Raw genomic sequence first — 26,408 nt, forward strand, 5'->3', positions numbered from 1 at the left:
GTAGCGGCTGGTGAAGCGCGAGCCTTGGCCGGATTTGTGCTCCGGCATGCGACGGCCGAGATCGTTGGTGACACCGATGTAGATCGTGCCACGCTTCTGGCTCGCGGTCATGTAGGCATAGCCGGTCATCATTGAAAGGTAGCCCGCACCGTTGCGGATGCAAGCGCCGTTCTGAGCCGCTGCATTCTTCGGCTGATGTTACGGCATGGATCCCAGGGTCTGCGCCGCGTCGCTTCGCTCCTTGCTCCGCCCTGGGATGACGAAGATGTGGTGGGCCTAACGCTAATCGCGAGCGTTGGAGACTTGCGGCCGGAAGCCGATCGGCAGCGGTCCACAGTTCTTTCCAGGCCCAGTCAAAGAGCCAGTCCCTCTGTGCAGAGAACCGGCTAGCTTTTTCGATTACGCGCGGCAAGCGTCCGCAGCCTCAGCGCATTGAGGCGGATGAAGCCTTCGGCGTCCTTCTGGTCGTAGGCGCCGCGGTCGTCCTCGAAGGTGACCAGCGCGTCGGAATAGAGCGTCTTCTTCGACTTGCGGCCGGTGACGATGACGTTGCCCTTGTAGAGCTTCAGCCGCACCGTGCCTTCGACATCCTCCTGGCTCTTGTCGATCATCGCCTGCAGCATCAGGCGCTCGGGCGCGAACCAGAAGCCGTTGTAGATCAGCTCGGCATAGCGCGGCATGAACTCGTCCTTGAGGTGGGCAGCACCCCGGTCGAGCGTGATCGATTCGATCGCCCGGTGGGCTGATATCAGGATGGTGCCGCCAGGGGTCTCGTAGACGCCGCGCGATTTCATGCCGACGAAACGGTTCTCGACAAGGTCGAGCCGGCCGATGCCGTTGTCGCGGCCGAGATCGTTGAGCGCCGCCAGCATCGTCGCCGGTGACAGCTTCTTGCCATCGAGCGCGATCGGATCGCCCTTCAGGAATTCGATTTCGATCTCGGTGACCTTGTCCGGCGCGTCCATCGGCGAGATGGTGCGCTGATGGACGAATTCCGGCGGCTCGCTCCACGGATCTTCCAGCACTTTGCCCTCGGAAGACGAATGCAGCAGGTTGGCGTCGACCGAAAACGGCGCGTCGCCCCTCTTATCCTTCGGCACCGGAATCTGGTGCTGCTCGGCGAAGTTGATCAGGTCGGTGCGCGACTTGAACGACCAATCGCGCCATGGCGCGATGACCTTGATGTCGGGGTTGAGCGCATAGGCCGAAAGCTCGAAGCGGACCTGGTCGTTGCCCTTGCCGGTGGCGCCGTGGGCGATCGCATCGGCGCCGGTTTCTTTGGCGATCTCGACGAGGTGCTTGGAGATCAGCGGCCGCGCGATCGAGGTGCCGAGCAAATAGGTGCCTTCATAGACGGCATTGGCGCGGAACATCGGGAACACGAAGTCGGAAACGAACTCCTCGCGGACATCCATGATACGGATGTCCTTGATGCCCATCATCTCGGCCTTGCGCCGCGCCGGCTCCAGCTCGCCGCCCTGGCCGAGATCGGCGGTGAAGGTGACGACCTCGGCGCCGAGCTCGGTCTGCAGCCATTTCAGGATGATGGAAGTGTCGAGGCCGCCGGAATAGGCGAGCACGACCTTCTTGACGGCTTTTGCTTTTGACATGCTGGGGGACATTGTTGGCGGTTCCGCGAAAAGGGTTCTCGGCGGGCGAGGTATCACGCCAATTCCGGCTAGTGCAAGGGACGAAGGGTGCGACAGGCACGCTGGATCAGCTATTGCGCGGTCCAGTCGCTGGCGCAGGCACCCTGCCTGCGCTATAGGCTTCGCCGTCTTACGCCTCCAAAGGCCCGCCCATGTCCTTCATTCCCGATACCACCACACTGATCCAGTTCGCCATCGCCACCGTGATCCTGGCGATCACGCCCGGGCCTGACATGACGCTGTTCGTCTCGCGCACGCTCAGCCATGGCCGCGCCACCGGCTTTGCCTCGATGGCGGGCGCTCTGTGCGGTACGCTGATCCACACCACGCTGGTGGTGGTCGGCGTCTCGGCGCTGATCGTCGCCTCGCCGATGGCTTTCTTCGTGCTCAAGCTGTTCGGCGCCGGCTATCTCGTCTTCCTGGCCTGGCAGGCAATCACCAAGGGGTCGGCCTTTTCGCCGGAGAAGAAGAGCGGGCCTGAGATTTCGCTGTTTCGCAGCTGGGCGGCCGGGCTCGGCGTCAATTTGCTCAACCCGAAGATCATCCTGTTCTTCATGACCTTCCTGCCGCAGTTCGTCTCGGCGCACGATCCGAATGCACCCGGGAAACTGTTCTTCCTCGGCGCGATGTTCGTCGTGCTGTCGATCCCGGTAACGGCGCCAATGGTGTTTGCGGCCGAAAAATTCTCGGCGGCTATGAAGACCAGCCCGCGCGTCACACGCGTCGTCGACTATCTGTTTGCCGGGGTGTTCTCGGCCTTCGCGCTCAAGATCCTGACCGCTCAGGCGAAATAGGATTTCCGATTTCGCGCCAGCTTCCGGCCGAGCGCCCGGCGCTCAACCAGTAGAAAATGCCGCCGACCATGCCGCAGCCAATCACCGCCAGCATGACGCTGGTGCTGGTGACCTCGAAATTGGCGTCGGCCGTCTGGTGGACGAAGCCGAGGAAAACCGCGGCGACCGCAGCACCCGCCAGCGCATAGAACAGCCAGTCGCGCCGGCCGAAGATTTCGGAGACGAGGATGGCGATGGCCGCCGGCATGAAGGCGAAATAGGCGACGAACAGCGCGACGAAGGGGACGGAAACCCATAGCGAGGCCTGCGCCGCCGGTTGCGTCTCGTCCGTCATCAGCCCCAGCGACGCCAGAAACATGATGTTGAGGAAGGCGCTGGCCGCCAGCGCGGCGACGACATAGCCGATCAGGATGACGGCGAAGCGAATGAGATAGGCGACAAGGCGGTTCATGCCTCGCCGTGCCCCGCGATCATCATCGCTTCCAGCGCCAGCCGGTCGACCTTGCGCATGCGCTCGGACTCCGACTTGAGCTGGCCGCAAGCGGCGAGGATGTCGCGGCCGCGCGGCGTGCGGATCGGCGAAGCATAGCCGGCATTGTTGATGTAGTCGGCGAATTTCTCGATCGTCTCCCAGTCCGAGCACTGGTAGTTGGTGCCTGGCCACGGGTTGAACGGGATCAGATTGATCTTGGCCGGAATGCCCTTGAGCAGCTTGATCAGCCCCTTGGCGTCCTCGATCGAATCGTTGACCTCCTTCAGCATCACATATTCGAAAGTGATGCGGCGGGCGTTCGACAGGCCGGGATAGGCGCGGCAGGCGGCGATCAGCTCTTTCAACGGATATTTTTTGTTGATCGGCACCAAAAGGTCGCGCAGATCGTCGTTGGTGGCGTGCAGCGAGATCGCCAGCATGACGCCGATCTCCTCGCCGGTGCGGAAGATTTCCGGCACGACGCCGGAGGTCGACAGCGTGATGCGTCTTTTCGACAGGGAAAGCCCGTCGCCGTCGGACGCGATCAGCAGCGCCTTCTTCACCGCCTCGAAATTGTAGAGCGGCTCGCCCATGCCCATCATGACGACGTTTGACACTTTCCGACCCTCGGCCGGCACGATGGCGCCGTCCGGCGTGTCGCGGTCGGGGAAATCGCCGAGCCGGTCGCGGGCGGTCAAAAGCTGGGCGAGAATTTCCTCTGATGTCAGATTGCGCACCAGCTTCTGCGTGCCGGTGTGGCAGAAGGAGCAGGTCAGCGTGCAGCCGACCTGCGAGGAGATGCAGAGCGTGCCGCGGCCTTCTTCGGGAATGTAGACGGTCTCGATTTCGACGGGCCGGCCGGCGCCGCGCGGCGGAAAGCGAAACAGCCATTTGCGCGTGCCGTCGGAGGAAATCTGCTCCTCGACGATCTCGGGCCTGGCGACGGTGAAATGCTTGTCGAGCTCGGCGCGCAAATCCTTGGAGATGTTGAACATGCCGGCAAAGTCGGAGACGCCGCGCACATACATCCAATGCCAGAGCTGTTGGGCGCGCATTTTGGCCTGGCGCTCCGGCACGATGCCTGATGCAACGAGTGCTGCGCGAAGCTCGGCCCGGGTCAGGCCGATCAGCGGCGGTTTTTCGGCCGGCGTGGCGCGGGCGCGCAACGCGTCACGGGGGCCCTCAGTGGTAAGATCGAGCGAAAAGGTCATGGTTGCGCCAATATAAGCGATTTACGGCCGAATACAGCATCGTGCTGGAAATGAACCGCGGCGCATAGCACAGGTTGATGGCCGAGTCATGGGTGGCGGCGGCGCAAGGCCCGCCGCGATGTGGCCGCCGACGGCGCTTCAAAGGCAAAAGCCGGGCTTGCGGCCCGGCCCTTACTCAACCTCCGCTTCGCCTATGGCTATTTGCACTTGGCGATGGACGACAGCGCCGCCGAAATGCCTTTCAGCGAAAAGACATAGGTGGTGGTGTTGCCGCGGCCGGATTTCGCCTGCACCCTCATGTCGCTGCCGGACTTCATCGCGGCGATGAGCACCGGCTCCTCGGCGGCGTTCTCGACCCAGGCCGACTTGCCGCGGGTGAACATCGAAAAGCTCTTGCCGTCGATGGTGACGGTGGCCTTGGAGTTTTCCTGGAAATTGTAGCCGGCGATGAATTGCGGTTCATAGGACACCTGTTGTCCGGGCCGCTGGCTGACGAAGAAGAACATGTCGCCATGGTCAAGCGTCGGCGGCTGCTTGTCGGTCGGCACGGTCAACACGTAGCAAACCTTGCCGCCCGACGCCTGGTAGCTGTAAGTGCCCCAGGCATTGTGCTGGCCGATCTTGGTCGCCGACTGCGCCAGAGCCGGCGCTGTCATGGCCACCAGGACCAGGCTCGAAATTGTAGCAATCAATCCGCGCATCGCTTTTCCCATGTATGGTGCGGAAGCAGGCCGGCTCGGCGTCCTGCCCGTCGCTTCATTTTGATTTAATCTGGGTTACCAAACGGTGAACTTCCCTTCAGGAAAAGGAGATCCACCCAGGAAACCGCCGCCATCCTTGCACCCGTCGCTCCAAAAGCGGCAGTTGCAACGTCCCTTTCGCGACTTGGATGCCACGAAAGCGGCAACAGTTTGACTTTTCTGCCTTATCGCCGGCTCAGCTGTTGTCGGCAATCGCCTGCTTGGCGGCGAGCCGATGCGCGGGTGTGATATGGGCTTTGACGGTGGTGATCGCGGCGGTCAGCACCGCGATGTCGTCGGTAAAGCCCAATCCGAAGACGAAGTCGGGGATGACGTCAGCCGGCAGCACGAAATACCCGAGCGCCGCCACCAGGATGCCCTTGGCGCGCAGCGGCGTGTTCTTGTCCATGGCGCAGTAGTAGGCGGCGACCAGCTCTTCCATGAACGGGATCTGCCGGGCAGCCCTCTTGGCCGTGCGCCAGAATTTCTCGCGCACTTCGCTCGCATCGCCCGCCTTGCCGCCAAAGCCGAAGAAATCAAAACCGGATTTTTGCGCCATCACTCTCTCCTTGCCGGCCATCGCGTGGCTCCACGCGCGACCGCGAATGGAAATGTGGTGAAACCAGAACCGGGCTGCAAGATGCTGTCTTTCATGCATGTTGTGAGCTGCGAAACTCGGGTCGAGCCACGGGGGCAGGCTTTGGTGCATTGGCTCAGCCGTCGAAATAGCCGTCCATCTTCTTGGCCAGTTCGAAATCGAGCGCGGTCAGGCCGCCGGCATCATGGGTGTTCAGCGTCACGTTCACGGTCTTGTAGACGTTCGACCAGTCGGGGTGATGGGCCATCTTCTCCGCCGCCAGGGCGACGCGGGTCATAAAGGCGAAGGCTTCGGAAAAATTCCTGAAGGTGAAGCTGCGCGCGATCGAACCGCCGTCCTTGGCCAGCGACCAGCCGTCGAGCCCGGCCAGCGCCTCGGCGACCGCCTCCTTGCCCAGTTTCTCTCTCGTCATGGTCGTTTCCCGTGCTATCTGGATTCGCAGTCTTCAGCATAGTGCCGGATCGATGAGCGCAAAGCCGATAAAATCCATTCTTTTCGTCTGTCTCGGCAATATCTGCCGCTCACCGTTGGCGGAGGGCGTGTTGCGCGCCGTCCTGGCGGAGCGCGGTCTCGATCGGGATATCCTGCTTGATTCGGCCGGAACCAGCGACTGGGAAGCCGGCTCGGCACCCGACCCGCGCTCGATGTCGATCGCAGAGCGGCACGGCATCGATATTTCCAGACAGCGGGCGCGCAAGCTGACGCCGGACGATTTCTCGCGTTTCGACCTGATTCTCGCCATGGATCGATCGAATCTCCTGGATTTGAAAGCACTGGTGCCTGCCGCCATGCGCGACAGGGTCCATCTGTTCCTGGAGTTCGCGGAGGGAAGGGTGAGCGACGTGCCGGACCCCTATCACGAGGGGCCGGAGGCGTTTGCCTCGGTCTACCGCATGATCCGCGAAGCGTCGGAGGCGCTGGCGACCCGGCTCGAGGCACGGCTGTCGGCGCCCGACAGCGGCCAGGCCTCCTCGACGATATAGGGTCCGCCGCCGACCGAATCGCGCGACGACATCAGGACGAAGCGGCCGACACGGAAGGGCAGCGTCGAAAAATTGCCGCGTGCCGAAAGATACTGGGCGACGTCGAGCGGGCTCGAATTGCGTAAGCGCGCCAAGGTCACATGCGGCATGAACTTGCGCGGATCGGCGGGGATGCCGAGGCGCTGGCAGATGCGCTCGATTTCGGCTTGCAGTGCCGAAAGATCGGGCGAGGCGGAAACGCCGGCCCATACCGCATGCGGTTTCTTCTGGCCGAAGGCGCCGACGCCGGACAGCGTCAGCGGGAAGGATGGGCGGTGGACTCGGTCGAGCGCGTTGGCGATCTCGTCGGCGACATGGCCCTCGACATCGCCGATGAAGCGCAGCGTCAAATGGTAGTTCTCGACGTCGATCCAGCGGGCTCCGGGCAGGCCGCCCCGGAGCAGGGACAGCGAAAGGGCGGCGTCACGCGGTATTTCGAGGGCGGTGAAAAGACGCGGCATGGCAAGCCTCCTGTCCTCGAATCGAACTCTTGTCCCTAGCGAATCATCGAAAATCAAGCGGGGCAAGCGGTTTGTTGATCGCACCTGGCCTAAATCGCAGGGGAATGCGAAGCCTCATCGAAATTCAGTCCTTCAAGAGTTGCCCTTAACTACGGCAATGGCTTTTTCGACATCCGGCAGTATGCGCTCGACCATGCGGTCGATGCCCTTGGCATTCGGGTGCAGGCCGTCCTCGAGCTGAAAAGTGGCGTCGCCGGCGACGCCGTCGAGGAAGAACGGATAGAGCGGGACGCCGTATTTTGCCGCCAGTTCCGGAAAGATCGCGTCAAAGCCGTTCTGGTAGTCGGCGCCTAGATTGGGTGCGGCGCGCATGCCGGCCAGCAGCACGGCGATCTTGCGCTGCTTCAGCTTCGCCAGCATGGCGTCCAGATTCTTTTGTGTGATGGCGGGAGAAACGCCGCGCAGCATGTCGTTGGCACCGAGTTCGAGGATGACCAGCTGCGTGCCGTCCGGCACCGACCAGTCGAGCCGCGACAGGCCGCCACTCGACGTATCGCCGGAGACACCGGCATTGGTGACGGTCACATCGTGGCCCTTGGCGCGAAGTGCTGCCTCAAGTTTCTGGGTGAAGCCTTCGTCCGGTCCGAGGCCAAAGCCCGCCATCAGGCTGTCCCCGAAACCGACGATCTTCAGGGGCTCGGCGCGCGCCGACGAAATGGCGCCGGAAATTCCAAGGAAAAGGATCAAGGCTGCGGCAAGTGTGTGTTTGAAAGCCATGCGGCAGGCCCCATATGACGAAGGACATTTATTGGCGGCAGACAGAATTCCAGCCTGCCCTATCCCATATAGGACGATTTTATTTTGACAGAAGCCGTCATCGCGCTGGAAAACGTATCGCTGACGCTCGGCGAAGGAGCGTCTTCCGTCCATGTGCTGAAAGGTGTCAGCGTCGATGTGGCTGCCGGAGAGGCGACCGGCATCGTCGGTCCTTCTGGCTCGGGAAAGTCGACGCTGCTGATGGTCGTTGCCGGCTTGGAAAAGGTCGATTCGGGTACGGTACGAATTGCCGGAGAATTGCTGAACGGCAAGAGTGAAGATCAGATCGCATCGTTTCGGGGGCGAAATATTGGCATCGTATTCCAGTCCTTCCACCTCATCCCCAATATGACGGCGCTCGAAAATGTCGCAGTTCCGCTGGAACTAGCCGGCCATAGCGATCCGTTCGGGGTGGCGGCGCGGGAGCTGGAGGCGGTGGGCTTGAGCGACCGCGTCACTCATTATCCCGGCGAATTGTCCGGCGGCGAACAGCAGCGTGTGGCGATCGCCCGGGCGCTGGCGCCTTCGCCGCGCATTCTGATCGCCGACGAGCCGACCGGCAATCTCGACCAGACAACGGGGCGGCAGGTCGCCGATCTTCTGTTCGCCAAGGCGGCCGAGCGCGGCATGACGCTGGTGCTGGTCACTCATGATCCGGCGCTCGCCGCACGCTGCTCCCGGCAGGTATCGATGCGGTCGGGCCGGATCGAGGACGCGCCAGAACCGGCTCTAAAGCCCGGTAAGGTGCCGGCCTGATGCCGCTGTCGCGCACATTGAAGCTCGCCTTCCACTTCTCGCTGCGCGAGATGCGCGGCGGGCTGTCCGGCTTCCTGATCTTCCTTGCCTGCATCGCGCTCGGCGTCGCGGCGATCGGCGGCGTCAATTCGGTGGCCCGGGCGATAACCGCCGGTGTCGCCAACGAAGGCCAGTCGCTGCTCGGCGGCGATCTTCGTTTTCAGCTCAATCAGCGCGCCGCGACGCAAGCCGAGCATGTCTTTCTTAACGGGCTGGGCACGGTCTCGCACAGCGCCAACATGCGCTCGATGGCGCGGCTCGAGGACGGTTCCGACCAGGCGCTGGTCGAGGCCAAGGCCGTCGACGGCGCCTATCCGCTGTATGGCGCGCTGGAAACCGAGCCGGCGCTGTCGAAGCAGGAATTGTTCGGCGAACAATCCGGTGTTTTCGGCGCCGCCGCACCCGATCTTTTGTTCGATCGGCTGAACCTTGAAATCGGCGACCGGCTGAAGCTGGGCAGCGCCGCCTTCGAACTGCGCGCCAGGCTCGTCAACGCGCCGGACGCGGTGTCCGACGGGTTCGGCTTTGCGCCGCGGCTGATGGTCTCGACGCAAGGGCTTGCCGCTTCCGGGCTGATCCAGCCCGGCAGCCTGGTCGAAAATGCCTATAAGATCCGCCTGCCCAGCGGCGCCAGCGAAGCGCGTATCAAGGCGATCCAGGATCAGGCCGGGGAGGATTTTCCCGAGGCCGGCTGGTCGATCCGCACGCGCAGCAACGCGGCACCGGCGTTGTCTTCCAACATCGAACGGTTCTCGCAGGTCCTGACGCTGGTCGGGCTGACGGCGCTGGTGGTCGGCGGCGTTGGCGTCGCCAATGCGGTGCGCGCCTATCTCGACGGCAAGCGCGGGGTCATAGCCACCTTCAAGAGCCTGGGGGCATCGGGCGGTTTCGTCTTTGCCGTCTACCTCGTGCAGATCCTGATGATCGCCGCGCTTGGCATCACGCTCGGCGTCGTGCTTGGCGCGTTGATGCCGTTCGCGGCGAGTGCGGCGCTCCAGTCGATCATTCCGGTGCCGGCGGAAGGTGGGTTCTATCCCGGCGCGCTCGGCATGGCGGCGCTGTTCGGCCTGCTGGTGACGCTGGCTTTTGCCTTGCTGCCGCTCGGCCGTGCGCGCGACGTGCCGGCGACGGCGCTGTTTCGCGAAATGGGTTTTGAGGGCCGCGGTTTTCCGCGCCCGCTTTACACGGCGGCGTCGCTCGGCATCGCGCTGCTCCTGGCGGCGCTGGCCATTCTGTTTTCCGGCGACCGCTATATCGCCTCGATCTTCGTCGGCGCCACCATTTTTGCTTTCCTGGTGCTGCGCATCGTCGGCGCGCTGGTGCAGTGGGCCGCCAAAAAGAGCCCGCGCGTTGGCTCGACGGTGCTCAGGCTCGCCATCGGCAACATCCATCGGCCGGGTGCCTTGACGCCATCGGTGGTGCTGTCGCTGGGACTGGGGCTGACGCTTCTGGTGACGCTGGCGCTGATCGACGGCAATCTCAGGCGGCAGATTTCCGGCAGCCTGCCCGAACGGGCGCCGAACTTCTTCTTCGTCGACATCCAGAGCAGCGATGTCGATGCGTTCTCGGCGCTGGTCGGCAAGGAGGCACCGCAAGGCACGCTGGTCAAGGTGCCGATGCTGCGCGGCCGGGTGATGGCGCTGAACGGCGTCGACATCGACAAGGTCAAAGTTCCGGCGGAAGGAGCCTGGGTGCTGCGCGGCGATCGCGGGCTGACCTACGAGGCCAGCATTCCCGCGAATGCGACGCTGACCGAAGGCACATGGTGGCCGGACAATTATGCCGGCGAGCCGCTGGTGTCGTTTTCGGCCGAGGAAGGCAAAGAGATCGGGCTGAAACTCGGCGACACCATCACCGTCAACGTGCTTGGCCGCAACGTGACGGCGAAGATCGCCAATTTCCGCCAGGTCGAGTGGGAGACGATGGGCATCAACTTCGTCATGGTGTTCTCGCCCAGCACATTTGCCGGCGCGCCGCATAGCTGGCTGGCGACGCTGACCGAAAAGGGCGCGTCGCCGGCCGACGATGCCCGTCTTCTCAACGCGGTCACCCGTGCTTTTCCCGCGGTGACGACAGTCAGGGTCAAGGACGCGCTCGACATCGTCAACCGGCTGGTGGCGCAACTCGGCACCGCGATCAGAGCCGCGGCCGGCGTGGCGCTGATCGCCTCGGTGCTGGTTCTTGCCGGCGCGCTGGCCGCCGGCAACCGCGCCCGCATCCACGATGCGGTGGTTCTGAAGACGCTGGGCGCCACCAGGAAGACGCTGATCGCGGCCTTTTCACTGGAATACATGCTGATCGGCCTCGCCACCGCGATCTTCGCGCTGGCGGCAGGCGGGATTGCGGCGTGGTTCGTTGTCGCGCGCGTCATGACGCTGCCGTCGCATTTCATGCCTGATGTGGCGGTGGCGACCATCGTCTTTGCGCTGGTGGTCACGGTCGGGATCGGCCTCGCCGGCACCTGGCGGGTGCTGGGCCACAAGGCGGCGCCGGTGCTGCGCAATCTCTGATTTGCAAGCATATACGGGCTCAACGCGACCAGGATTCGGTTAAATCTTGTTAATGTTGGCTTCGGAAGGCCGATAAATGCAGATTTTCGCGTCTTCACGAAGCATTACGTTCGGTTACGGTCTTGTTCTTGACGCCAATAACCATCATATTTCGCCGCAGGCATGCTGGAGCCCCGCCAGCGGCGCCGCGGTCAAAATGGACCGGACACCGGACGGGGCAGAAGCAATATGAGGATTTCAATGGCTGAACCCGTTCGCAATTATCAGACGCGTGCCGTGCCCGGCGCCGGCGTCGATGCTGCTATCGACCAGGGCCTGCGCGCCTATATGATCAAAGTCTACAATCTGATGGGGCTTGGCCTCCTCATCACCGGCCTCGCCGCGGTCGGAACGATCATGCTGGCCACCACCACCGATCCGGCTTCGGCGGTCGCCACGCTGCCGAACGGCGACATGCTGACCTCCTTCGGCTACGCGATCTTCGGCTCGTCGCTGAAATGGCTGGTGATCTTTGCCCCGCTCGCCGCCGTGCTGTTCCTGTCGTTCCGCGTCCAGTCGATGAGCGTTTCTGCCGCGCAGACGACGTTCTGGGTCTATGCCGGCCTGGTCGGCCTGTCGCTGTCGTCGATCTTCCTGGTCTACACCACCGCCAGTATCTCGCAGACCTTCTTCGCCACTGCGGCCGCCTTTGGCGGGCTGTCGCTCTACGGCTACACGACCAAGCGCGACCTTTCTGCGTTCGGTTCGTTCCTTGTCATGGGCCTGGTCGGTCTGATCATCGCGATGGTGATCAACATCTTCCTGCAGTCGTCGGCGCTTTCCTTCGCCGTGTCGGCGATCGGCGTGCTGATCTTCGCAGGCCTCACCGCCTACGACACGCAGAACATTAAGGAGATGTATTTCGAGGGCGACGAGACTGATGTCGCCGGCCGTAAGGCGATCATGGGCGCTCTGAGGCTCTATCTCGACTTCATCAACCTGTTCATGTTCCTACTGCAGTTCATGGGCGACCGTCGCTAACAGGCGATCTGCTGGACCAGCGATTTTGGAAAGGGCGGCTCAACGCCGCCCTTTCCTTTTGTGCCGGCCTTTGCTCTGATGGAAGGCAGATCAACGATGAGCAGCATCACGATACGGGCCGCGACTTCGGCCGATCTCGATCGGATCACGGATATCTATGCCGATGCGGTGACCCATGGCACGGCGAGCTACGAACTGGAGCCGCCTGATCGCGCCGAGATGGGCCAACGCTTCGACAGTTTGATAGCGGGCGGCTTTCCCTATCTGGTGGCGGAAAAAGACGGCATTGTGCTCGGCTATGCCTATGCCGGTGCCTTCCGGGCGCGCCCTGCGTACCGCTTTGTCGTCGAGGATTCCGTCTATGTCGCGCCGGAGGCCAATGGCCATGGCATCGGATTCAAGCTGATGCAAGGGCTGATCGAGGCGGCCGCGGCAGCGGGCTTCCGCCAGATCATCGCGGTGATCGGCGACGGTCGGCCGGACAGTGCCTCGGTGCGGCTGCATGAAAAGCTCGGCTTTCGCCATTCGGGCCGCCTGGAAGGCTCCGGCTACAAGCACGGACGCTGGCTCGACACGGTGTTCATGCAACTGCCGATCAATGACGGAGCTCTGGTTCCGCCCGATCCCAACTCGTTGCCGGAACGGAGATTCCGCCAGCAGCAATAGTAGTTAGGCCTCGACCACCTTCAGCGTGCGGTCGAAGACGCCAAGCACGCGGCCAAGTTCCTGGCCCCGCTTGAGGATGCGTCCGCCGGCGGCAATGACGGCGAATGCGCCTTGCCGGCGCGCCAGCTTCGGATCCTTGACGATCTGGAACAGCGGCACCTCGCTGGTGCGACGGAACACGGAAAAGACGGCGCGGTCGGTGAGATGGTCGATGGCGTAGTCGCGCCATTCATTGGCAGCGACCATGCGCCCGTAAAGCCTCAAGATCTGGTCCAATTCGCGCCGATCGAACCGCACGGGCTGGTCGAGGCGTTCGCGTCTTGCCTCATGCAGCGGGATCAGTATTGCGGATGCGTCCCCATCCTCCGTCCCACTGCCGTTATCAGTCATGCCTCGATCCCTTCGAATGAATCTTACGCCAACCAAAGTTGGCGCTTTCGCCGTGGAATTGCAAGCCCAGCCGGACAATGGCGGCGGCGCACCGTTTCCGCAGTGTCCAGTCACGTTTGTAAAACGCCCGTTGGAATTGGTGATGCTTCGCCACAATCCTGCCATCTTTTATCCGCGCTAATGCCCCAATGTCCGACGAATTTACGGGTGTTGCCTGAGACGGTTCGGTCCGGCACTGGCTCGTAAACCCCAAGCCCCCCGCCCACGGGTCTGCGTCGGATCGAACCAACCTCGGTTTTTCCCTGAGAAAAATCGGGTGCGACGATCCCAAAACCTAAATGACCGGCGTCAGAAGCAAGCTGACGCCGGTTTTTTATGCCTGGATGGAAGTGGATAGCGCATTCCGTTTTGGTGGAACCATAACCGCGCTCTCTCTACTATTTAACGCATTTTGTCGGACGCCAAACGAAGACGTTTGGCTGCAATATGCTATGGGCGAGAATGCGCAGCCGGTAAAGGCTTGTGGATTAAGGCGGCGCCCAGAATGGGGCCCGGCAAGCCGTCCTTGCCCACCGATTGCAGCAGCACGGCGCAGCCGCCTTTCTTGGAGATCACACTCATCGGCAATTCGTAGCGCTGCGCCTTGCCGTGCCACATCCCGGCGGTCTGGATGCCGGAGACGGCGTTCCAGTAGGTCATGCTGCGGCCGGTGTTTTCGCCCTTGCCGATCTTGATCGTCTGCGGCGGGTCGAAATAGACGATGACGACATGGGCATCGCTGGGGCCGGCCCCGGCATCGCCGGCGTCGATCGTGACGCGGTCGCTGGTCCGGCTGACCTTGATGCTGACCCGCATGCCTTCGCCTGATCTCTCCATGCGGGCGAGCGCGCCGTCGACTTCCTTGCGGCTGGCGCCGCTGACATGGCTGCGGCCATTGATAACGGCCTGCGGCGTGTAGACCGAGCGGCTGCCGAAGGCACGCATATACTCATATTGCCGCTCGGTGTTCTCCTTGCGGCTCAGCGTGTCCTTCCAACCGAGATAATCCCAGTAGTCGACATGATAGGCGAGCGCGACGATGTTCTCCTTGGTGGCAAGCTCGGCGAAGAATTCATCGGCCGGCAGGCAGGAATTGCAGCCCTGGCTAGTGAAGAGCTCGACCACGCCCAAGGGTTGGTCAGTCGAGGCTTTGTCAGCCTGGGGCTTGCCGGCCTCGCCGGCAAGCGCATTGCCGGCAAGTCCAGCGCCGGCAAACACCGAGAGGGCCAGCGCAAATGCCGCAAGCCGCAATGGTCTTCGAGGTGTCATAGCCGTTTCGACTCCCGCCGGTGATGGCCGGCATTATTCTGATTGGCGAAATATGTGGCAGAAGCGGCAGTCAACGGGAAGTCACGTTGCGGTGAAATTTTACCGTTGTAACCAACTGCAAGGGCGCAATAGGACGGGCTACACTTCCGGGTAGATACAGATTCGGGCAACAATCAGCATGTGGCAAACTCTCCTGACGCCGGTCGACCTGTACTGCGAGCGGGTCGGGCCGGAGCTCTGGGCCGAGCCGGTCAACGCACTGACCAATCTGGCTTTTCTTGTCGCCGGGCTGTGGGGTGTCCGAGAGGTGCGCCGGCGTGGCACCGGCATCTTCGCCGAAGTGCTGGCCTGGTGGGTGGTGGCGATCGGCGTCGGCTCGGCGCTGTTCCACACCTTTGCCAACCATGGCACGGTCTGGGCCGACGTGCTGCCGATCGCCGGGTTCACACTGGCCTACACGCTGGTCAACCTGCGCCGTTTCCTCGGCATGAAATGGGGCAAGGCGATCGCCATCTTCGTCGCCTTCTATGCCGTCACCGGGTTATTGACCTGGGCCGTGCCGGACTGGTTGCGCCAGGCATCGAATGGCACGACCGGCTATCTGCCGCCCTTCCTGGCGCTCGCCTTCTTCGGCGTCTTAGTGGCGGCGAGCGGCAACCGCGCCGGCTGGTACAATCTGGCAGGCTCGGCGATCTTCGTCGTGTCGGTCATCTTCAGGATGATCGATCCGCTGGTCTGCGGCAGCTTCCCGCTCGGGACGCATTTCCTGTGGCACATCCTCAACGGGCTGATGCTCGGTGTGCTGCTGGCGGCGGCGGCGCGGTTTGGGAAGGCAGTAGGCAGTAGGCAGTAGTCCTATTCCCTACTGCCCAAGCCCTATTCCCTTGCTGCTTAAGCAGCCAGATCGCGCAGCACATATTGCAGGATGCCGCCGTTCTTGAAGTAGTCGAGCTCGTCCAGTGTATCGATGCGGCAGATGATCGGAATGTTCTTCACCCTGCCGTCGCCATAGGTGATCTTCGCGACCATCTTCTGGCGCGGCTTGATGGCACTCAGTCCGTCGATCTCGACCAGTTCGTCGCCCTTGAGGTTGAGCGACGCCCATGAGGTGCCCTCCTCGAAGACGAAGGGGATGACGCCCATGCCAACCAGGTTCGAGCGGTGGATGCGCTCGAACGACTGAGCGATGACGGCGCGAACGCCCAGGAGGTTGGTGCCCTTGGCCGCCCAGTCGCGCGACGAGCCGTTGCCGTATTCGACACCGGCGAAAATGACCAGCGGCACGCCCTCCTTCTTGTACTCCATGGCGGCGTCGTAGATCGATTTCTCTTCCTTCGACGGATAGTGGATGGTGTAGCCGCCCTCGCGGCCGTTCTCGCCCAGCATGTGGTTGCGGATGCGGATGTTGGCGAAGGTGCCGCGCATCATCACCTCGTGATTGCCGCGCCGTGTGCCGTATTGGTTGAAGTCGGCAACGCCGACGCCATGGTCGGTTAAGTATTTGCCGGCCGGCGAGGCCGCCTTGATCGAGCCGGCCGGCGAGATATGGTCGGTGGTGATCTTGTCGCCGAACAGGCCAAGCACTCGGGCGCCCTTGATGTCGCCGATTGTCCCAAAGCCTGATGTCATACCGGCAAAATAAGGCGGGTTCTGCACATAGGTCGAATGGTCGTCCCAGGCGTAGGTCTGGCCTTCCGGCGCCTTGACGTTCTGCCAGTATTCGTCGCCCTTGAAGACGTCGGCATATTTGCGGGCGAACAGTTCGCGCGTCACGTTCTTCTCGATGAACTCCTGGATCTCGACCGAGCTCGGCCAGATGTCCCGGAGGTAGACCGGGTTGCCGTCACGGTCCTCGCCGAGCGGCTCCGTGGTCAGATCCTTGGTCACGGTCCCGGCCAGCGCGTGGGCGACGACCAGCGGCGGCGAAGCGAGGTAGTTCGCCTGCACGTCGGGCGAGACGCGGCCCTCGAAATTGCGGTTGCCGGAAAGCACCGCGGCAGCAATCAAACCTTTATCGTTGATAGTCTTGGAGATCGGCGCCGGCAACGGGCCGGAATTGCCGATGCAGGTGGTGCAGCCGAAGCCGACCAGGTTGAAGCCGATCTGGTCGAGTTCCTTCTGCAGGCCGGATTTCTCCAGATATTCGGCGACGACCTGGCTGCCCGGCGCCAGCGATGTCTTGACCCACGGCTTCTGCTTGAGCCCGAGCCGGTTTGCGTTGCGCGCCAAAAGCCCGGCGCCGATCAGCACGCTCGGGTTCGAGGTGTTGGTGCAGGAGGTGATGGCGGCAATGACGACGTCGCCATGGCCAAGGTCGTAGTCCGTGCCCTCGACGGCATAGCGCTTGTCGATTTCGGCGGCCTTCTTGTATTCGGTTTCCATCGCCTTGGCGAAGCCGGTCGGAATGTCTTCCAGCGCTACGCGGCCTTCCGGACGCTTGGGGCCGGCCATCGACGGCACGACACTGCCGAGATCGAGCTCGAGCAGGTCGGTGAAGACCGGGTCGGCCGAGCCGGTATCGCGCCACATGCCTTGCGCCTTGGCGTATGCCTCGACCAGCGCGATGCGGTTTTCCTCGCGGCCGGACATGGTGAGGTAGCGGATGGTTTCGCCATCAACCGGGAAGAAGCCGCAGGTGGCGCCATATTCAGGCGCCATGTTGCCGATAGTAGCGCGGTCGGCCAGCGTCATGTTGGACAGACCCGGACCGAAGAACTCGACGAATTTGCCGACGACGCCCTTCTTGCGCAGCATCTGAGTGACGGTGAGCACGAGGTCGGTGGCGGTTACGCCTTCCCTCAGTCTGCCGGTGAGGCGGAAGCCGATGACTTCGGGCAACAGCATGGAGACGGGCTGGCCGAGCATGGCGGCCTCGGCCTCGATGCCGCCGACGCCCCAGCCGAGCACGCCAAGGCCGTTGATCATGGTGGTGTGCGAATCGGTGCCGACGCAGGTATCGGGGTAGGCGGTGGTTTCGCCGCCTTCAGTGTTGGTCCACACGACCTGGCCGAGATATTCGAGATTGACCTGGTGGCAGATGCCGGTGCCGGGTGGCACGACGCGGAAATTGCGGAAGGCCTGCTGGCCCCATTTGAGGAATTTGTAGCGCTCCTCGTTGCGCTCGTACTCAAGCTCGACATTGCGGGCGAAAGCCAGCGGCGTGCCGAATTCATCGACGATGACCGAGTGGTCGATGACCAGGTCGACCGGCACCAGCGGATTGATCTTTTGCGGGTTGCCGCCGAGCGAGGCCATGGCATCGCGCATGGCGGCCAGGTCGACCACGGCCGGAACGCCGGTAAAATCCTGCATCAGCACACGGGCCGGGCGATAGGCAATCTCGACGCCCGCGGTTCCCCTGTCGGTCAGCCAGCCGGCGACCGCCTGGATGCTCTCCTTGGTGACGGAACGGCCGTCTTCGTTGCGCAGCAGGTTCTCCAGCAGCACCTTCATCGAATAGGGCAACTGGGCGATGCCGGTGAGGCCGTTCTTCTCGGCCTCTATGAGGTCGTAATAGACATACTCGGCGCCACCAGCGGTCAGCGTGCGGCGGCAATTGAAACTATCGAGGGATTTTGACACGTGCGGTCCGTCCTTGTCTGTTCAGCCTGAAAGGGAACGGACGCCGATGGCATGCAATCACGCGCAAAGGTGCGGGTACGGCCATTTCCGCTGTCCGTTCCCAGCCAACCCGAGCCGTTCAAGGCGGCGCGTGCGCTGGTTCGGCGCTAATTCTGTTCCCGTGCCGACCGCTGGCACGGATGACCCGCATATAGAGAATTTCCTGGAATAGTTCTAGACACGGAATCGCCATTTTTGTTGCGGCGCACCGAAGCCGCGCTAGGACTTTCGGCGAAGGGGAATGAATGCGGCTGATCGCCGAAAATCTGGGCGGCGAACGCGGCGGCGAGGCGGTCTTTTCCGGCATCGGCTTTGCCCTTGAGAAAGGCCAGGCGCTGATCGTCACCGGGCCGAACGGCGCCGGGAAATCGACGCTGCTCAGGGTCGTCGCCGGGCTGCTGCCGGTGGCGGCAGGCCGTTTGCTTATCGAAGGCGGCGGCGAGGATTTTCCGTCAGTCGCCTCGGCTTGCCACTATCTCGGCCACCAGAACGCGATGAAGACGGCGCTGAGCGTGGCGGAAAATCTGCGCTTCTGGCGCGATTTTTCGGGCGCGGATTTTTTGAGCGCTGAAGCGGCGCTGGAAATGGTCGGGCTTGATGGTATCGGCCATCTGCCGTTCGGCTATCTCTCCACCGGGCAACGCCGCCGCGCGGCGATCGCAAAGCTGCTGGTCAGTCGGCGACCGCTGTGGCTGCTCGACGAGCCGACGGCCGGGCTGGACAAGGCTTCGGAAGAGCGATTCGCCCGATTGATGACGCAGCATTGCGGAGAAGGCGGGATAGTCATTGCGGCAACGCATTTGCCATTGGGGCTCGACGGGGCACAAGCGCTGGTGATGGGGGAAACTGGGTAATGTCGGCATTCCTTCGCGCCCCCCTCTGTCCTAGGCAAGGGCGTCTCACACCATGCTAGCCCTCTTCCTGCGCGATATCCGCCTGAGTATCCGGGCCGGTGGCGGGGCGCTGACCGGCGTGATCTTCTTTCTCGCGGTGATCGCCACGATCCCCTTCGGCGTCGGGCCGGACCTCAATCTGCTTGCCCGCATCGGCCCGGCGATCCTGTGGATCGGCGCCTTGCTCGCTTGCCTGCTCGGTCTCGACCGATTGTTCCAGGCCGACCGGGAAGACGGCTCGCTCGATCTGCTGGTGCTCGGCAACGACCGGCAGATGCTGGCGCTGACCGTACTGACGAAATGCCTGGCGCATTGGGCGGGAAGCGTGCTGCCGCTGGTCATCGCGGCACCTTTGCTCGGCCTGTTCATGAATATGGAGCCGATCGGTATCGGCGCCACGGCGCTGACCCTTCTGGTCGGCACGCCGGCGATCACCTTCATCGGCGCTGCCGGTGCGGCGGTGGCGGTGGCGCTGCCGCGCGGCGGGCTGCTGATCTCGGTGCTGGTGCTGCCGCTGACCATTCCTGTGCTGATCTTTGGCGTGTCGGCAAGCTATGGCGCGGTGACGAACCCCGATCCGTTCCTGCAGCCTTTCCTCATCCTCGCCGCGCTGACCTTATTTCTTGCCGTGCTGGGGCCGGTTGCGGCAGCGTTGGCGCTGCGTCATGGGGCGGACTGATGTGGCCGCTACGCATAGAAAATCCGATCTTTCTCCAGACCATCTACGGCCACTATCCGGACCTGTCTTCTGTCGAGATCACCAAGGCCGAAATCAATCGACGGGCATAGCCTGCACCTTCCGATTCCGAGTGACCGCAAATCCGCCGCAGACGCCGGTCATTGCGACGAACAGCCAGTGCAGCTATGAACTTCGCTGCAAGAAGCCTTGGATCGAGCAATGAGCGTACACGCCCTTTATGTGACCGCTGCCTATGCCATCACGGCCGTGGTTCTGGCCGGGCTGATCGGCTGGATCCTGTTCGACCAGCGTGCGCGCAAGAGGGACCTCGCCGAGTTGGAAGCGTCCGGCGTGCGGCGGCGCTCCGACAAGGCGGGGAAATCATGAGCATGCAAACGGAAACGCCGGCGCGCGCGCGGCGCCTGATCGTGCTTTTGCCGCTGCTGATTTTCCTCGGGCTGGCGGGACTGTTCCTGACGCAGCTGCTGTCCGGCCGCGACACTTCGGAAGTGCCATCGGCGCTGATCGGCCTGCCCGCGCCGCCGACCAACCTGCCGGCGCTGGAGGGCATGAATTTGCCCGGGCTCGACTCCAAGCAGTTCGCCGGCAAGGTTACGCTGGTCAATGTCTTCGCGTCGTGGTGCGGGCCGTGCCGCGACGAGCATCCTGTGCTGCTGGCGCTGTCGCAGGACAAGCGCTTCGTCATCGCCGCGCTCAACTACAAAGACCAGCCGGAAAACGCCCGCCGGTTCCTCGGCAATCTCGGCAACCCGTTCCAGGCGATCGGCGTCGACCCGACGGGGCGCGCGGCAATCGACTGGGGCGTCTACGGCGTGCCGGAAACCTTCGTCATCGGCAGGGACGGCAAGATCTCATACAAACATGTCGGCCCGCTGACGCCAGGCTCGGCACAGACGCTGCTTTTGCCCGAGATCGAGAAGGCGCTGGCCGCTCCGGGCTGAGACGCCGAAAACGCGATGGACGAACGAGAGATCCGCGACCATTTTCTGGCTCAGGCGAAAGCCTGCGATGGACTTGGCTCACCTTTCACCGCGAATTTATGCCGTGCGCTGGCCAAGGTTCTCGACGCAAACACCAGGACCGGGCGGGCGGTGCTCGGCTGGCCGGGCGACGCGCGCGCCGACGGCCTCGCATTGCGCGTGTGCGGCGCGCTGCATGCGTTGGTCCTGACGGGTGCCAGTGAGCGACTGGCACTGATCTATCCGCCCAACCAGACAAGCGAATCCGAGACCGTGAGGGTGCTGCCGAAGGCAATTGCGCGATCCGACGAGCAGATCATCGCCGGCCTCGCCGGCGCGCCGCAGACCAATGAAATCGCCCGGTCGGCGATGCTGCTGCCTGGATTTCTGATGGTGGCGCGGGAAACCGGCCTGCCGCTGGATCTGTGCGAGATCGGCGCCAGCGCCGGGCTCAATCTCCTGTTCGACAGCTTTCACTACCGCTACGGCGATGCCGAGTGGGGAGACCCGGCCTCCCCAGTCCGGTTGGCACCGGAGGTGCGCGGCCACGCTGTTCCGCTTGGAGGAGCGATCAACGTCCGCCATCGCGCCGGCTGCGACATCGCGCCGGTCGACGTCGCCGACGCAGCGGCGCGGTTACGGCTTCGGTCTTACGTCTGGGCCGATCAGACGGCACGACTGGCCCGGCTCGACGCCGCGCTGTCACTTGCCGAAAAGTTTCAACCGCTGCCTGTCGAAGCGGACGCGGCGGATTTTGTCGAGAAGGCGCTGGCGGCACGGCAGCCGGGCGGCGCCTTCGTGCTCTATCACTCGATCATGTGGCAATACCTGCCGCGGGCGACCAAGGATGCCATCGCCGCCACGCTGGAGCAGGCGGGCAGAGAGGCCACGGCCGTTGCGCCTATCGCAAGGCTGAGGATGGAGCCGCGCGATCCCACAAAGAAGTGGGCGGTACTCAGCCTCACTCTATGGCCCGGCGGCGAGACACGCCGCCTAGCCAATTGCGATTACCACGGCCGCTGGATCGAATGGATCGGCTAAGCCGATCAAACAGTTCTGGTTGCGCATGATCTCGTCCGAAAGTCTGCAACTTTTGCTGCGCTGACACTTCGGTTCGGGATCATGCGTTCGCCTCAGCCGTAGATCTGCTTGTGGACCTGGTAGAGCATTTCGCTGCGGTCGGCGCGCATGTCGGCCAGATCGCGGCTGGAAAAGGAGTCGATTTCGGCGACGAGACGGTTGTATTGCCGGCGCTTGGCGATGCTGGTGCGAGCGCGGCTCATGAGGCTGTCGAGAATCATAGCGAGGTTCCTTCTGTGCCGCATTGTTGCGGCAGGTTGTTCCTCCCTGATCGATTTGGAGCATGACATAGTTATGGTGCGTTGCAAAAAGAAGATGTTGCAATGCACCATTGCACTGAGCGCATAGCCGGTTAACGGCACATGAGCGCCGTCGTTTAGGCCACGTCGAGCAAGGGCGGCCTTGCCGCGTTTTGCCCCGATGTCTGAAGATGCGGTGAGACCGATTATCAACGATCTTGCCATATCGATCTCCGGCTGGCTTGATCGCCCCGGCACTAGCGATTTGCATGACCGGGAGGAAACCATGGCCGCCGAAGACTACGAGATTCTCGATCCGCGCTTTGCGCGGCTGTTCAACAGCAACGCGCAGGTGGACAAGCTGTTCACCGGATGCCGGTGGGCGGAAGGGCCGGCCTGGTTTGCGGCCGGTCGCTATGTGGTGTGGTCCGACATCCCGAACAACCGCATGCTGCGTTACGACGAGACCGATGGCAGCGTCAGCGTGTTTCGGCAGCCGTCGGGCAATTCCAACGGCAACACCGTCGACCGGCAGGGCCGGCTGGTCACTTGCGAGCATTCGGGCCGCCGCGTCAGCCGCACCGAGCACGACGGCTCGATCACCACCATCGCCGACAAATGGCGCGGCAAACGGCTGAACTCGCCCAACGACGCGGTGGTCAAGTCCGATGGTTCGATCTGGTTCACCGACCCGACCTACGGCATCGATACGGATTACGAGGGCGACAAGGCCGAGAGCGAGATCGGCGCCTGTCATGTCTACCGGGCCGACCCCGGCACCGGTGAGATCGAAGCGGTGATCACCGATATGGTCAGGCCCAACGGGCTTGCCTTCTCGCTCGACGAGAGCAAGCTCTACGTCGTCGACACCGGTCGCACGCATGGCGCCCAGAATCCGGCGCATATGCGGGTGTTCAATGTCGACGAGGGCGGCAGGAAGGTCTCCGGCGGAAATGTCTTCGCCGACTGCACGGCCGGCCTGTTCGATGGCTTCAGGCTCGATGATCAAGGGCGGATCTGGACGAGTGCCGCCGACGGCATCCATTGCTACGATCCGGACGGAACGCTGATCGGCAGGATCAAGGTGCCGGAAGTCGTCGCCAATTGCGTGTTCGGCGGCAACAAGCTGAACTGCCTCTACATCGCCGGCACGACCTCGCTCTACATGGTCCGGCTGATGGTCAACGGCGCAAAGACCTACTGAGCGGCCGCCAAGCAATATGCAAGCGAGCACATTGCTATGCCTTCTCGGGCGGATCGCGCCCGAGCAGATTTACCACATGGTGTGTTTGTATTCTTCGTCCAGCCAGCGATCGGTCGCCTCGGCCGAATCGGCGAGCGCCAGCTGGTCGCGCAGGATCTGACCGAGCGTCGGCAGCGTCGCGCGGTCGTACCAGGTTTCCGGCTTCCACAAATCGGAGCGCATGAAAGCCTTGGCGCAATGCATGTAGGCGGCCTTGACCGTCACCAGGACGACGCTTTGCGGTTCCTTGCCGTCGACGGCGAGCCGCTCGCGCAAAGCCGCATTGACGGTGATGCGGGCATCGCCGTTGACGCGCAGTGTCTCATCCATGCCTGGAATGAGAAAGAGCAGTCCGACCGAGGGGTTGAGAAGAATGTTCTCCAGCGTGTCGAGCCGGTTGTTGCCGGGCCGGTCGGGGATGGCGATGGTCTTCTCGTCAAGCACGGCGGCGAAGCCCGGTCTGTCGCCCTTCGGCGTCACATCGGCATTGCCGGCGCGGTCGGAGGAGCCGATAAGCACGAACGGGCTTTTGCCGATGAAGGAACGGCTGTGGCCATCCAGCGCCTTCAATTCCTTGCGGATCGAGCCGTCGGTCGGCCGAGGCGTCTTGTAGATCGTTCTCAGCTCCTCGCGCGTGGTGACGAATTCCATGCCTTCTCCTTAACCGTTACTTGCCGGCCTTCTCTTCGTTTCCGGTCTTACCTTCAAGCGAATGGCGCATGATCAGCGGCATCTGGCTGAAGGTGAAAAGAAGCGTGATCGGCATGATCCCCCAGACCTTGAAAGTAACCCAGGCGTCGGTGGAAAAATTCCGCCAGACCACTTCGTTGACAAGGGCCAGAAACAGGAAAAACACGCCCCAGCGGAAGGTGAGTTTCTTCCAGCCCTCGGCATCGAGGCTGAAAGCCGAATCGAAGACGTAGCCGAGCAGCGACTTGCCGAAGAACAGCCCGCCGAGCAGCACGCCGCCAAACAGCATGTTGACGATGGTCGGCTTCATCTTGATGAAGATGTCGTCCTGCAGATAGAGCGTCAGCGCGCCGAAGACGAAGACGACGACGCCCGATACCATCGGCATGATCGGCAAGGTGCGGGTGAGCAGCCAGGAAGCGATCAGCGCGATCGCGGTCGCGGCCATGAACAGGCCGGTGGCGACGAAGATCGGCCCGCCGAATTCGGCCAGCGCCGGAAATTTCTGCGTCAGCCATGCGCTGCGGGCGTTGGCGAAGAAGAACACCATCAACGGGCCGAGCTCCAGCACCATCTTGAGCAGCGGATTGACGCCTTCCTTCTTCTGTTTCTGCGGGTCGGATGGGTCGCGTTCGAGGATGCGCGGGTTCATAGGCTTTCCTTCTTGCGCATGACCCTATCCAAGAAGTCTGCGACTTTTTGGGATCATGCTTGTTACGCCACTCCAGCGATCGCCCTGGCGAACTCGCTTGCGGAGAATGGTTCGAGGTCGTCGACCTGTTCGCCGACGCCGATGAAATAGACCGGCAATTTGTGCTTTGCCGCGATCGCCACCAGAATACCGCCGCGTGCGGTGCCGTCCAGCTTGGTCATCACCAGGCCGTTGACGCCGGCGACATTGCGGAAGATCTCGACCTGGTTGAGCGCGTTCTGGCCGGTGGTGGCGTCGACCGTCTGCAGCACGGTGTGCGGCGCCTCCGGATCGAGCTTGCCCAGCACCCGGACGATCTTTTCCAGTTCCGCCATCAGCTCGGTCTTGTTCTGCAGCCGCCCGGCGGTGTCGATGATCAGCACGTCGGAGCCGGCTTGCTTGGCCTGTTCGAAGGCCTCGTAAGCAAGACCTGCCGCATCGGCGCCAAGCTTCGAGGCGATGACCGGCGACTTGGTGCGCTCGCCCCAGATCTTCAACTGCTCGATCGCCGCGGCGCGGAACGTGTCGCCGGCTGCGAGCATCACCGACAGGCCGCCATCGGTGAGCTTTGCCGCCAGTTTGCCGATGGTCGTGGTCTTGCCGGTGCCGTTGACGCCGACGACAAGGATGACATGCGGCTTGTGGCTGAGGTCGAGCTCCAGCGGCAAAGCGACATGGGTCAGCACCTTCTCCACTTCGGTCGCCATGATGGCGCGGACTTCCGCCTCGGAGACGTCCTTGCCGTAGCGGCTGGCGGCCAGCGAATCGGTGATGCGCAAGGCCGTCTCCATGCCGAGATCGGCGCGGATCAGCACGTCCTCCAGATCCTGCAGCGTGTCCTCGTCGAGCTTGCGCCTGGTGAAGACGCCGGCGATGTTGCCGGACAGTTCCCGGGAAGAGCGGGCAAGCCCCTCCTTCATGCGCTGGAACCAAGAGCGTTTCGGTGCCGGTTCCGGCGCCTTCTGCGGTTCGGCTCTCTGCTCGACCTTCTTGGTTACGGTGACCTTGCCGGGGGCGGGCTTTGGCTCCGGCGGCGGCTGCGGAACGGCCTCCGGCTCCGGTGCGATCTCGGCAAGGACCGGCTTTGCCTCGACCGGCGTCGGCTGGCGAATGGGGGGCGGGATTTCGGCTGGCGGCGCTTCAGGCTCGGGCGCTGTTGAGGGGGGCTCGGCCGGCGGTGCGGCATCTTGCGCAGGTCCGCGCTGCCCCTCACCCTTACCCTCTCCCCGTAAAGGACGGGGAGAGGGGGGCGTCAGCGTAGGAGCTTCTTCTTTGCCGCTTTCAAAAGGAGGCTCGGCATGACGATCAGCACCCTTCTCCCCGTCCCTATACCGGGAGAAGGTGCCGGCAGGCGGATGAGGGGCAGCGCCACGTTCGGATGACGGACGCTCAGACTGGACGATCTCCTGCGTCGGCTCTGGCTCAGGAATTTCCTCCGGATCTGGCTCCCGAGCTGGCTGGCGAATGACGGGAGCGACCGGAATCTCCTTTGGCGCGGCCTGTTCGGCGGGCGCCTCCGGCTCCTCGACCGGAGCAGGTTCCGGCTGGATGTCCGGCTCGGGCCGAATTGTCGGCGCAGGTTCGGGCTCGGCCTCTTCAACAGGCGCCGGCTGCGACGCGGGCGGTGCTTCCGGCTCGACTGGCGGCGGAGGCACAGCTTCCGCTTCGGGCCGAGGCCCTTCGCGTTTCAAAAATTCCGGAACGGTCTGCTCGGAGGCCGGTTTCAGCGCCTCCAGCGCATCCCATTTGATCGGCGGCAGGGGTGTTGACTCATCGATCCGCTCGTCGACCACTTCCTTCTTGCCGAACGAAAATATCTTCTTGAAAAAACCAGCCATGT

29 protein-coding genes are annotated in these 26,408 nt (G+C 63.0%); 13 read left to right on the top strand and 16 right to left on the bottom strand.

Features of this window, described 5'->3' with window-relative positions:
* Positions 1-132, bottom strand: a 132-nt coding sequence (locus EN807_RS37600; protein ID WP_348640241.1) for a GIY-YIG nuclease family protein, incomplete at its 3' end; no start/stop codon positions are given.
* Between the two features lie 254 nt (positions 133-386).
* Positions 387-1,610 (bottom strand): argininosuccinate synthase, encoded by a 1,224-nt coding sequence (locus tag EN807_RS05110; protein ID WP_029349459.1) that lies wholly within the window; start codon positions 1,608-1,610, stop codon positions 387-389.
* Positions 1,611-1,801: 191 nt separating this feature from the next.
* On the opposite strand from EN807_RS05110, the gene EN807_RS05115 reads away from it, so the two are divergent.
* Positions 1,802-2,443: a LysE family translocator gene (locus EN807_RS05115; protein ID WP_135934118.1), complete on the top strand. Its 642-nt coding sequence runs from the start codon at positions 1,802-1,804 to the stop codon at positions 2,441-2,443.
* Here EN807_RS05115 and EN807_RS05120 read toward each other — a convergent pair.
* The 5 genes from EN807_RS05120 to EN807_RS05140 all read right to left on the bottom strand — a co-directional run bounded on the left by EN807_RS05120 (position 2,415) and on the right by EN807_RS05140 (position 5,876).
* On the bottom strand, positions 2,415-2,894 hold the full coding sequence (locus EN807_RS05120; protein WP_135934119.1) for a hypothetical protein: 480 nt from the start codon (positions 2,892-2,894) through the stop codon (positions 2,415-2,417). The genes EN807_RS05115 and EN807_RS05120 overlap by 29 nt on opposite strands.
* Positions 2,891-4,126: a 23S rRNA (adenine(2503)-C(2))-methyltransferase RlmN gene (gene rlmN, locus EN807_RS05125; RefSeq protein WP_135934120.1), complete on the bottom strand. Its 1,236-nt coding sequence runs from the start codon at positions 4,124-4,126 to the stop codon at positions 2,891-2,893. Before rlmN ends, EN807_RS05120 begins: the two co-directional genes overlap by 4 nt.
* A 197-nt stretch (positions 4,127-4,323) precedes the next feature.
* Positions 4,324-4,827: an invasion associated locus B family protein gene (locus EN807_RS05130; RefSeq protein WP_135934121.1), complete on the bottom strand. Its 504-nt coding sequence runs from the start codon at positions 4,825-4,827 to the stop codon at positions 4,324-4,326.
* A gap of 235 nt (positions 4,828-5,062) precedes the next feature.
* Positions 5,063-5,425, bottom strand: coding sequence for a YkvA family protein (locus tag EN807_RS05135; RefSeq protein ID WP_095520051.1), 363 nt, complete (start codon positions 5,423-5,425; stop codon positions 5,063-5,065).
* Positions 5,426-5,579: 154 nt separating this feature from the next.
* Complete coding sequence (locus EN807_RS05140; RefSeq protein ID WP_135934122.1) at positions 5,580-5,876, bottom strand: 4a-hydroxytetrahydrobiopterin dehydratase; 297 nt, start codon at positions 5,874-5,876, stop codon at positions 5,580-5,582.
* A 52-nt stretch (positions 5,877-5,928) separates the two neighbouring features.
* Here EN807_RS05140 and EN807_RS05145 point away from each other — a divergent pair, with 52 nt between their 5' ends.
* The gene (locus EN807_RS05145; protein ID WP_127314803.1) at positions 5,929-6,447 is read left to right on the top strand and encodes a low molecular weight protein-tyrosine-phosphatase; all 519 of its coding nucleotides are present in this window, start codon (positions 5,929-5,931) and stop codon (positions 6,445-6,447) included.
* Here EN807_RS05145 and thpR read toward each other — a convergent pair.
* The gene (gene thpR / locus EN807_RS05150; RefSeq protein ID WP_127314802.1) at positions 6,351-6,947 is read right to left on the bottom strand and encodes an RNA 2',3'-cyclic phosphodiesterase; all 597 of its coding nucleotides are present in this window, start codon (positions 6,945-6,947) and stop codon (positions 6,351-6,353) included. The two genes, EN807_RS05145 and thpR, sit on opposite strands and share 97 nt — an antisense overlap.
* 132 nt (positions 6,948-7,079) lie before the next feature.
* The gene (locus tag EN807_RS05155) at positions 7,080-7,724 is read right to left on the bottom strand and encodes an arylesterase (RefSeq protein WP_127314801.1); all 645 of its coding nucleotides are present in this window, start codon (positions 7,722-7,724) and stop codon (positions 7,080-7,082) included.
* A gap of 84 nt (positions 7,725-7,808) precedes the next feature.
* Between EN807_RS05155 and EN807_RS05160 the strand changes: the two genes are divergently transcribed.
* The 4 genes from EN807_RS05160 to EN807_RS05175 all read left to right on the top strand — a co-directional run bounded on the left by EN807_RS05160 (position 7,809) and on the right by EN807_RS05175 (position 12,754).
* Positions 7,809-8,519 carry an ABC transporter ATP-binding protein gene (locus tag EN807_RS05160; protein WP_135934123.1) on the top strand — a complete coding sequence of 237 codons (711 nt, stop codon included), beginning with the start codon at positions 7,809-7,811 and terminating at the stop codon, positions 8,517-8,519.
* On the top strand, positions 8,519-11,068 hold the full coding sequence (locus EN807_RS05165; RefSeq protein ID WP_135934124.1) for an ABC transporter permease: 2,550 nt from the start codon (positions 8,519-8,521) through the stop codon (positions 11,066-11,068). The genes EN807_RS05160 and EN807_RS05165 overlap by 1 nt, the downstream gene beginning before the upstream one ends.
* 240 nt (positions 11,069-11,308) lie before the next feature.
* The gene (locus tag EN807_RS05170) at positions 11,309-12,088 is read left to right on the top strand and encodes a Bax inhibitor-1/YccA family protein (RefSeq protein ID WP_135934125.1); all 780 of its coding nucleotides are present in this window, start codon (positions 11,309-11,311) and stop codon (positions 12,086-12,088) included.
* A gap of 96 nt (positions 12,089-12,184) precedes the next feature.
* Positions 12,185-12,754, top strand: coding sequence for a GNAT family N-acetyltransferase (locus EN807_RS05175; RefSeq protein ID WP_135934126.1), 570 nt, complete (start codon positions 12,185-12,187; stop codon positions 12,752-12,754).
* Positions 12,755-12,757: 3 nt separating this feature from the next.
* On the opposite strand, the gene EN807_RS05180 is transcribed toward EN807_RS05175, so the two are convergent.
* A complete protein-coding gene (locus EN807_RS05180; protein ID WP_135934127.1) occupies positions 12,758-13,144 on the bottom strand; it encodes a DUF2794 domain-containing protein in 387 nt (128 codons plus the stop codon).
* A 489-nt stretch (positions 13,145-13,633) separates the two neighbouring features.
* Complete coding sequence (locus EN807_RS05185; protein ID WP_135934128.1) at positions 13,634-14,452, bottom strand: thioredoxin family protein; 819 nt, start codon at positions 14,450-14,452, stop codon at positions 13,634-13,636.
* 178 nt (positions 14,453-14,630) lie between these two features.
* On the opposite strand from EN807_RS05185, the gene EN807_RS05190 reads away from it, so the two are divergent.
* Complete coding sequence (locus EN807_RS05190) at positions 14,631-15,305, top strand: ceramidase domain-containing protein (RefSeq protein WP_135934129.1); 675 nt, start codon at positions 14,631-14,633, stop codon at positions 15,303-15,305.
* A 38-nt stretch (positions 15,306-15,343) separates the two neighbouring features.
* On the opposite strand, the gene acnA is transcribed toward EN807_RS05190, so the two are convergent.
* Positions 15,344-18,034, bottom strand: a complete 2,691-nt coding sequence (gene acnA, locus EN807_RS05195; protein WP_135934130.1) for an aconitate hydratase AcnA — start codon at positions 18,032-18,034, stop codon at positions 15,344-15,346.
* A gap of 284 nt (positions 18,035-18,318) precedes the next feature.
* Between acnA and ccmA the strand changes: the two genes are divergently transcribed.
* The 5 genes from ccmA (at position 18,319) to EN807_RS05220 (ending at position 21,666) form a co-directional block, all read left to right on the top strand.
* The gene (ccmA, locus tag EN807_RS05200; RefSeq protein ID WP_135934131.1) at positions 18,319-18,927 is read left to right on the top strand and encodes a heme ABC exporter ATP-binding protein CcmA; all 609 of its coding nucleotides are present in this window, start codon (positions 18,319-18,321) and stop codon (positions 18,925-18,927) included.
* Between the two features lie 52 nt (positions 18,928-18,979).
* Entirely contained in the window at positions 18,980-19,645 is a 666-nt protein-coding gene (ccmB, locus tag EN807_RS05205; RefSeq protein ID WP_135934132.1) for a heme exporter protein CcmB, read from the top strand.
* 219 nt (positions 19,646-19,864) lie between these two features.
* Positions 19,865-20,032, top strand: a complete 168-nt coding sequence (gene ccmD, locus EN807_RS05210) for a heme exporter protein CcmD (protein WP_029349414.1) — start codon at positions 19,865-19,867, stop codon at positions 20,030-20,032.
* Positions 20,029-20,607: a DsbE family thiol:disulfide interchange protein gene (locus EN807_RS05215; protein WP_135934133.1), complete on the top strand. Its 579-nt coding sequence runs from the start codon at positions 20,029-20,031 to the stop codon at positions 20,605-20,607. Before ccmD ends, EN807_RS05215 begins: the two co-directional genes overlap by 4 nt.
* A gap of 15 nt (positions 20,608-20,622) precedes the next feature.
* Positions 20,623-21,666 (top strand): DUF2332 family protein, encoded by a 1,044-nt coding sequence (locus EN807_RS05220; RefSeq protein ID WP_135934134.1) that lies wholly within the window; start codon positions 20,623-20,625, stop codon positions 21,664-21,666.
* 92 nt (positions 21,667-21,758) lie between these two features.
* Here the strand turns inward: EN807_RS05220 and EN807_RS35410 are convergent, their stop codons facing one another.
* Positions 21,759-22,169, bottom strand: coding sequence for a hypothetical protein (locus EN807_RS35410; protein ID WP_189522473.1), 411 nt, complete (start codon positions 22,167-22,169; stop codon positions 21,759-21,761).
* 61 nt (positions 22,170-22,230) lie between these two features.
* On the opposite strand from EN807_RS35410, the gene EN807_RS05230 reads away from it, so the two are divergent.
* Entirely contained in the window at positions 22,231-23,148 is a 918-nt protein-coding gene (locus EN807_RS05230) for an SMP-30/gluconolactonase/LRE family protein (protein ID WP_135934135.1), read from the top strand.
* 69 nt (positions 23,149-23,217) lie between these two features.
* Here the strand turns inward: EN807_RS05230 and EN807_RS05235 are convergent, their stop codons facing one another.
* From EN807_RS05235 to ftsY, 3 genes are all read right to left on the bottom strand, one after another.
* On the bottom strand, positions 23,218-23,838 hold the full coding sequence (locus EN807_RS05235; RefSeq protein WP_135934136.1) for a pyridoxamine 5'-phosphate oxidase family protein: 621 nt from the start codon (positions 23,836-23,838) through the stop codon (positions 23,218-23,220).
* A 16-nt stretch (positions 23,839-23,854) separates the two neighbouring features.
* Entirely contained in the window at positions 23,855-24,529 is a 675-nt protein-coding gene (locus EN807_RS05240; protein WP_135934137.1) for a septation protein A, read from the bottom strand.
* Between the two features lie 62 nt (positions 24,530-24,591).
* Positions 24,592-26,406 (bottom strand): signal recognition particle-docking protein FtsY, encoded by a 1,815-nt coding sequence (gene ftsY / locus EN807_RS05245; RefSeq protein ID WP_135934138.1) that lies wholly within the window; start codon positions 26,404-26,406, stop codon positions 24,592-24,594.
* Positions 26,407-26,408: the final 2 nt, after the last annotated feature.

This window comes from Mesorhizobium sp. M5C.F.Ca.ET.164.01.1.1 (genome assembly GCF_004792125.1).
In the GTDB taxonomy this organism is placed as follows: domain Bacteria; phylum Pseudomonadota; class Alphaproteobacteria; order Rhizobiales; family Rhizobiaceae; genus Mesorhizobium; species Mesorhizobium wenxiniae.

Bases quoted from the DNA above. Each gene is read 5' to 3' on its own strand.
- EN807_RS05190 (WP_135934129.1), top strand. From the start codon at position 14,631: ATGTGGCAAACTCTCCTGACGCCGGTCGACCTGTACTGCGAGCGGGTC.
- EN807_RS05135 (WP_095520051.1), bottom strand. From the start codon at position 5,425: ATGGCGCAAAAATCCGGTTTTGATTTCTTCGGCTTTGGCGGCAAGGCG.
- EN807_RS05115 (WP_135934118.1), top strand. From the start codon at position 1,802: ATGTCCTTCATTCCCGATACCACCACACTGATCCAGTTCGCCATCGCC.
- ccmB (WP_135934132.1), top strand. From the start codon at position 18,980: ATGCTAGCCCTCTTCCTGCGCGATATCCGCCTGAGTATCCGGGCCGGT.
- EN807_RS05215 (WP_135934133.1), top strand. From the start codon at position 20,029: ATGAGCATGCAAACGGAAACGCCGGCGCGCGCGCGGCGCCTGATCGTG.
- rlmN (WP_135934120.1), bottom strand. From the start codon at position 4,126: ATGACCTTTTCGCTCGATCTTACCACTGAGGGCCCCCGTGACGCGTTG.
- EN807_RS05180 (WP_135934127.1), bottom strand. From the start codon at position 13,144: ATGACTGATAACGGCAGTGGGACGGAGGATGGGGACGCATCCGCAATA.
- EN807_RS05140 (WP_135934122.1), bottom strand. From the start codon at position 5,876: ATGACGAGAGAGAAACTGGGCAAGGAGGCGGTCGCCGAGGCGCTGGCC.
- EN807_RS05185 (WP_135934128.1), bottom strand. From the start codon at position 14,452: ATGACACCTCGAAGACCATTGCGGCTTGCGGCATTTGCGCTGGCCCTC.
- EN807_RS05175 (WP_135934126.1), top strand. From the start codon at position 12,185: ATGAGCAGCATCACGATACGGGCCGCGACTTCGGCCGATCTCGATCGG.
- EN807_RS05120 (WP_135934119.1), bottom strand. From the start codon at position 2,894: ATGAACCGCCTTGTCGCCTATCTCATTCGCTTCGCCGTCATCCTGATC.
- EN807_RS05110 (WP_029349459.1), bottom strand. From the start codon at position 1,610: ATGTCAAAAGCAAAAGCCGTCAAGAAGGTCGTGCTCGCCTATTCCGGC.
- EN807_RS05170 (WP_135934125.1), top strand. From the start codon at position 11,309: ATGGCTGAACCCGTTCGCAATTATCAGACGCGTGCCGTGCCCGGCGCC.
- EN807_RS05145 (WP_127314803.1), top strand. From the start codon at position 5,929: ATGAGCGCAAAGCCGATAAAATCCATTCTTTTCGTCTGTCTCGGCAAT.
- EN807_RS05165 (WP_135934124.1), top strand. From the start codon at position 8,519: ATGCCGCTGTCGCGCACATTGAAGCTCGCCTTCCACTTCTCGCTGCGC.
- ccmA (WP_135934131.1), top strand. From the start codon at position 18,319: ATGCGGCTGATCGCCGAAAATCTGGGCGGCGAACGCGGCGGCGAGGCG.
- EN807_RS05155 (WP_127314801.1), bottom strand. From the start codon at position 7,724: ATGGCTTTCAAACACACACTTGCCGCAGCCTTGATCCTTTTCCTTGGA.
- EN807_RS05230 (WP_135934135.1), top strand. From the start codon at position 22,231: ATGGCCGCCGAAGACTACGAGATTCTCGATCCGCGCTTTGCGCGGCTG.
- EN807_RS05240 (WP_135934137.1), bottom strand. From the start codon at position 24,529: ATGAACCCGCGCATCCTCGAACGCGACCCATCCGACCCGCAGAAACAG.
- EN807_RS35410 (WP_189522473.1), bottom strand. From the start codon at position 22,169: ATGGCAAGATCGTTGATAATCGGTCTCACCGCATCTTCAGACATCGGG.
- thpR (WP_127314802.1), bottom strand. From the start codon at position 6,947: ATGCCGCGTCTTTTCACCGCCCTCGAAATACCGCGTGACGCCGCCCTT.
- EN807_RS05235 (WP_135934136.1), bottom strand. From the start codon at position 23,838: ATGGAATTCGTCACCACGCGCGAGGAGCTGAGAACGATCTACAAGACG.
- ftsY (WP_135934138.1), bottom strand. From the start codon at position 26,406: ATGGCTGGTTTTTTCAAGAAGATATTTTCGTTCGGCAAGAAGGAAGTG.
- EN807_RS05130 (WP_135934121.1), bottom strand. From the start codon at position 4,827: ATGCGCGGATTGATTGCTACAATTTCGAGCCTGGTCCTGGTGGCCATG.
- EN807_RS05220 (WP_135934134.1), top strand. From the start codon at position 20,623: ATGGACGAACGAGAGATCCGCGACCATTTTCTGGCTCAGGCGAAAGCC.
- ccmD (WP_029349414.1), top strand. From the start codon at position 19,865: ATGAGCGTACACGCCCTTTATGTGACCGCTGCCTATGCCATCACGGCC.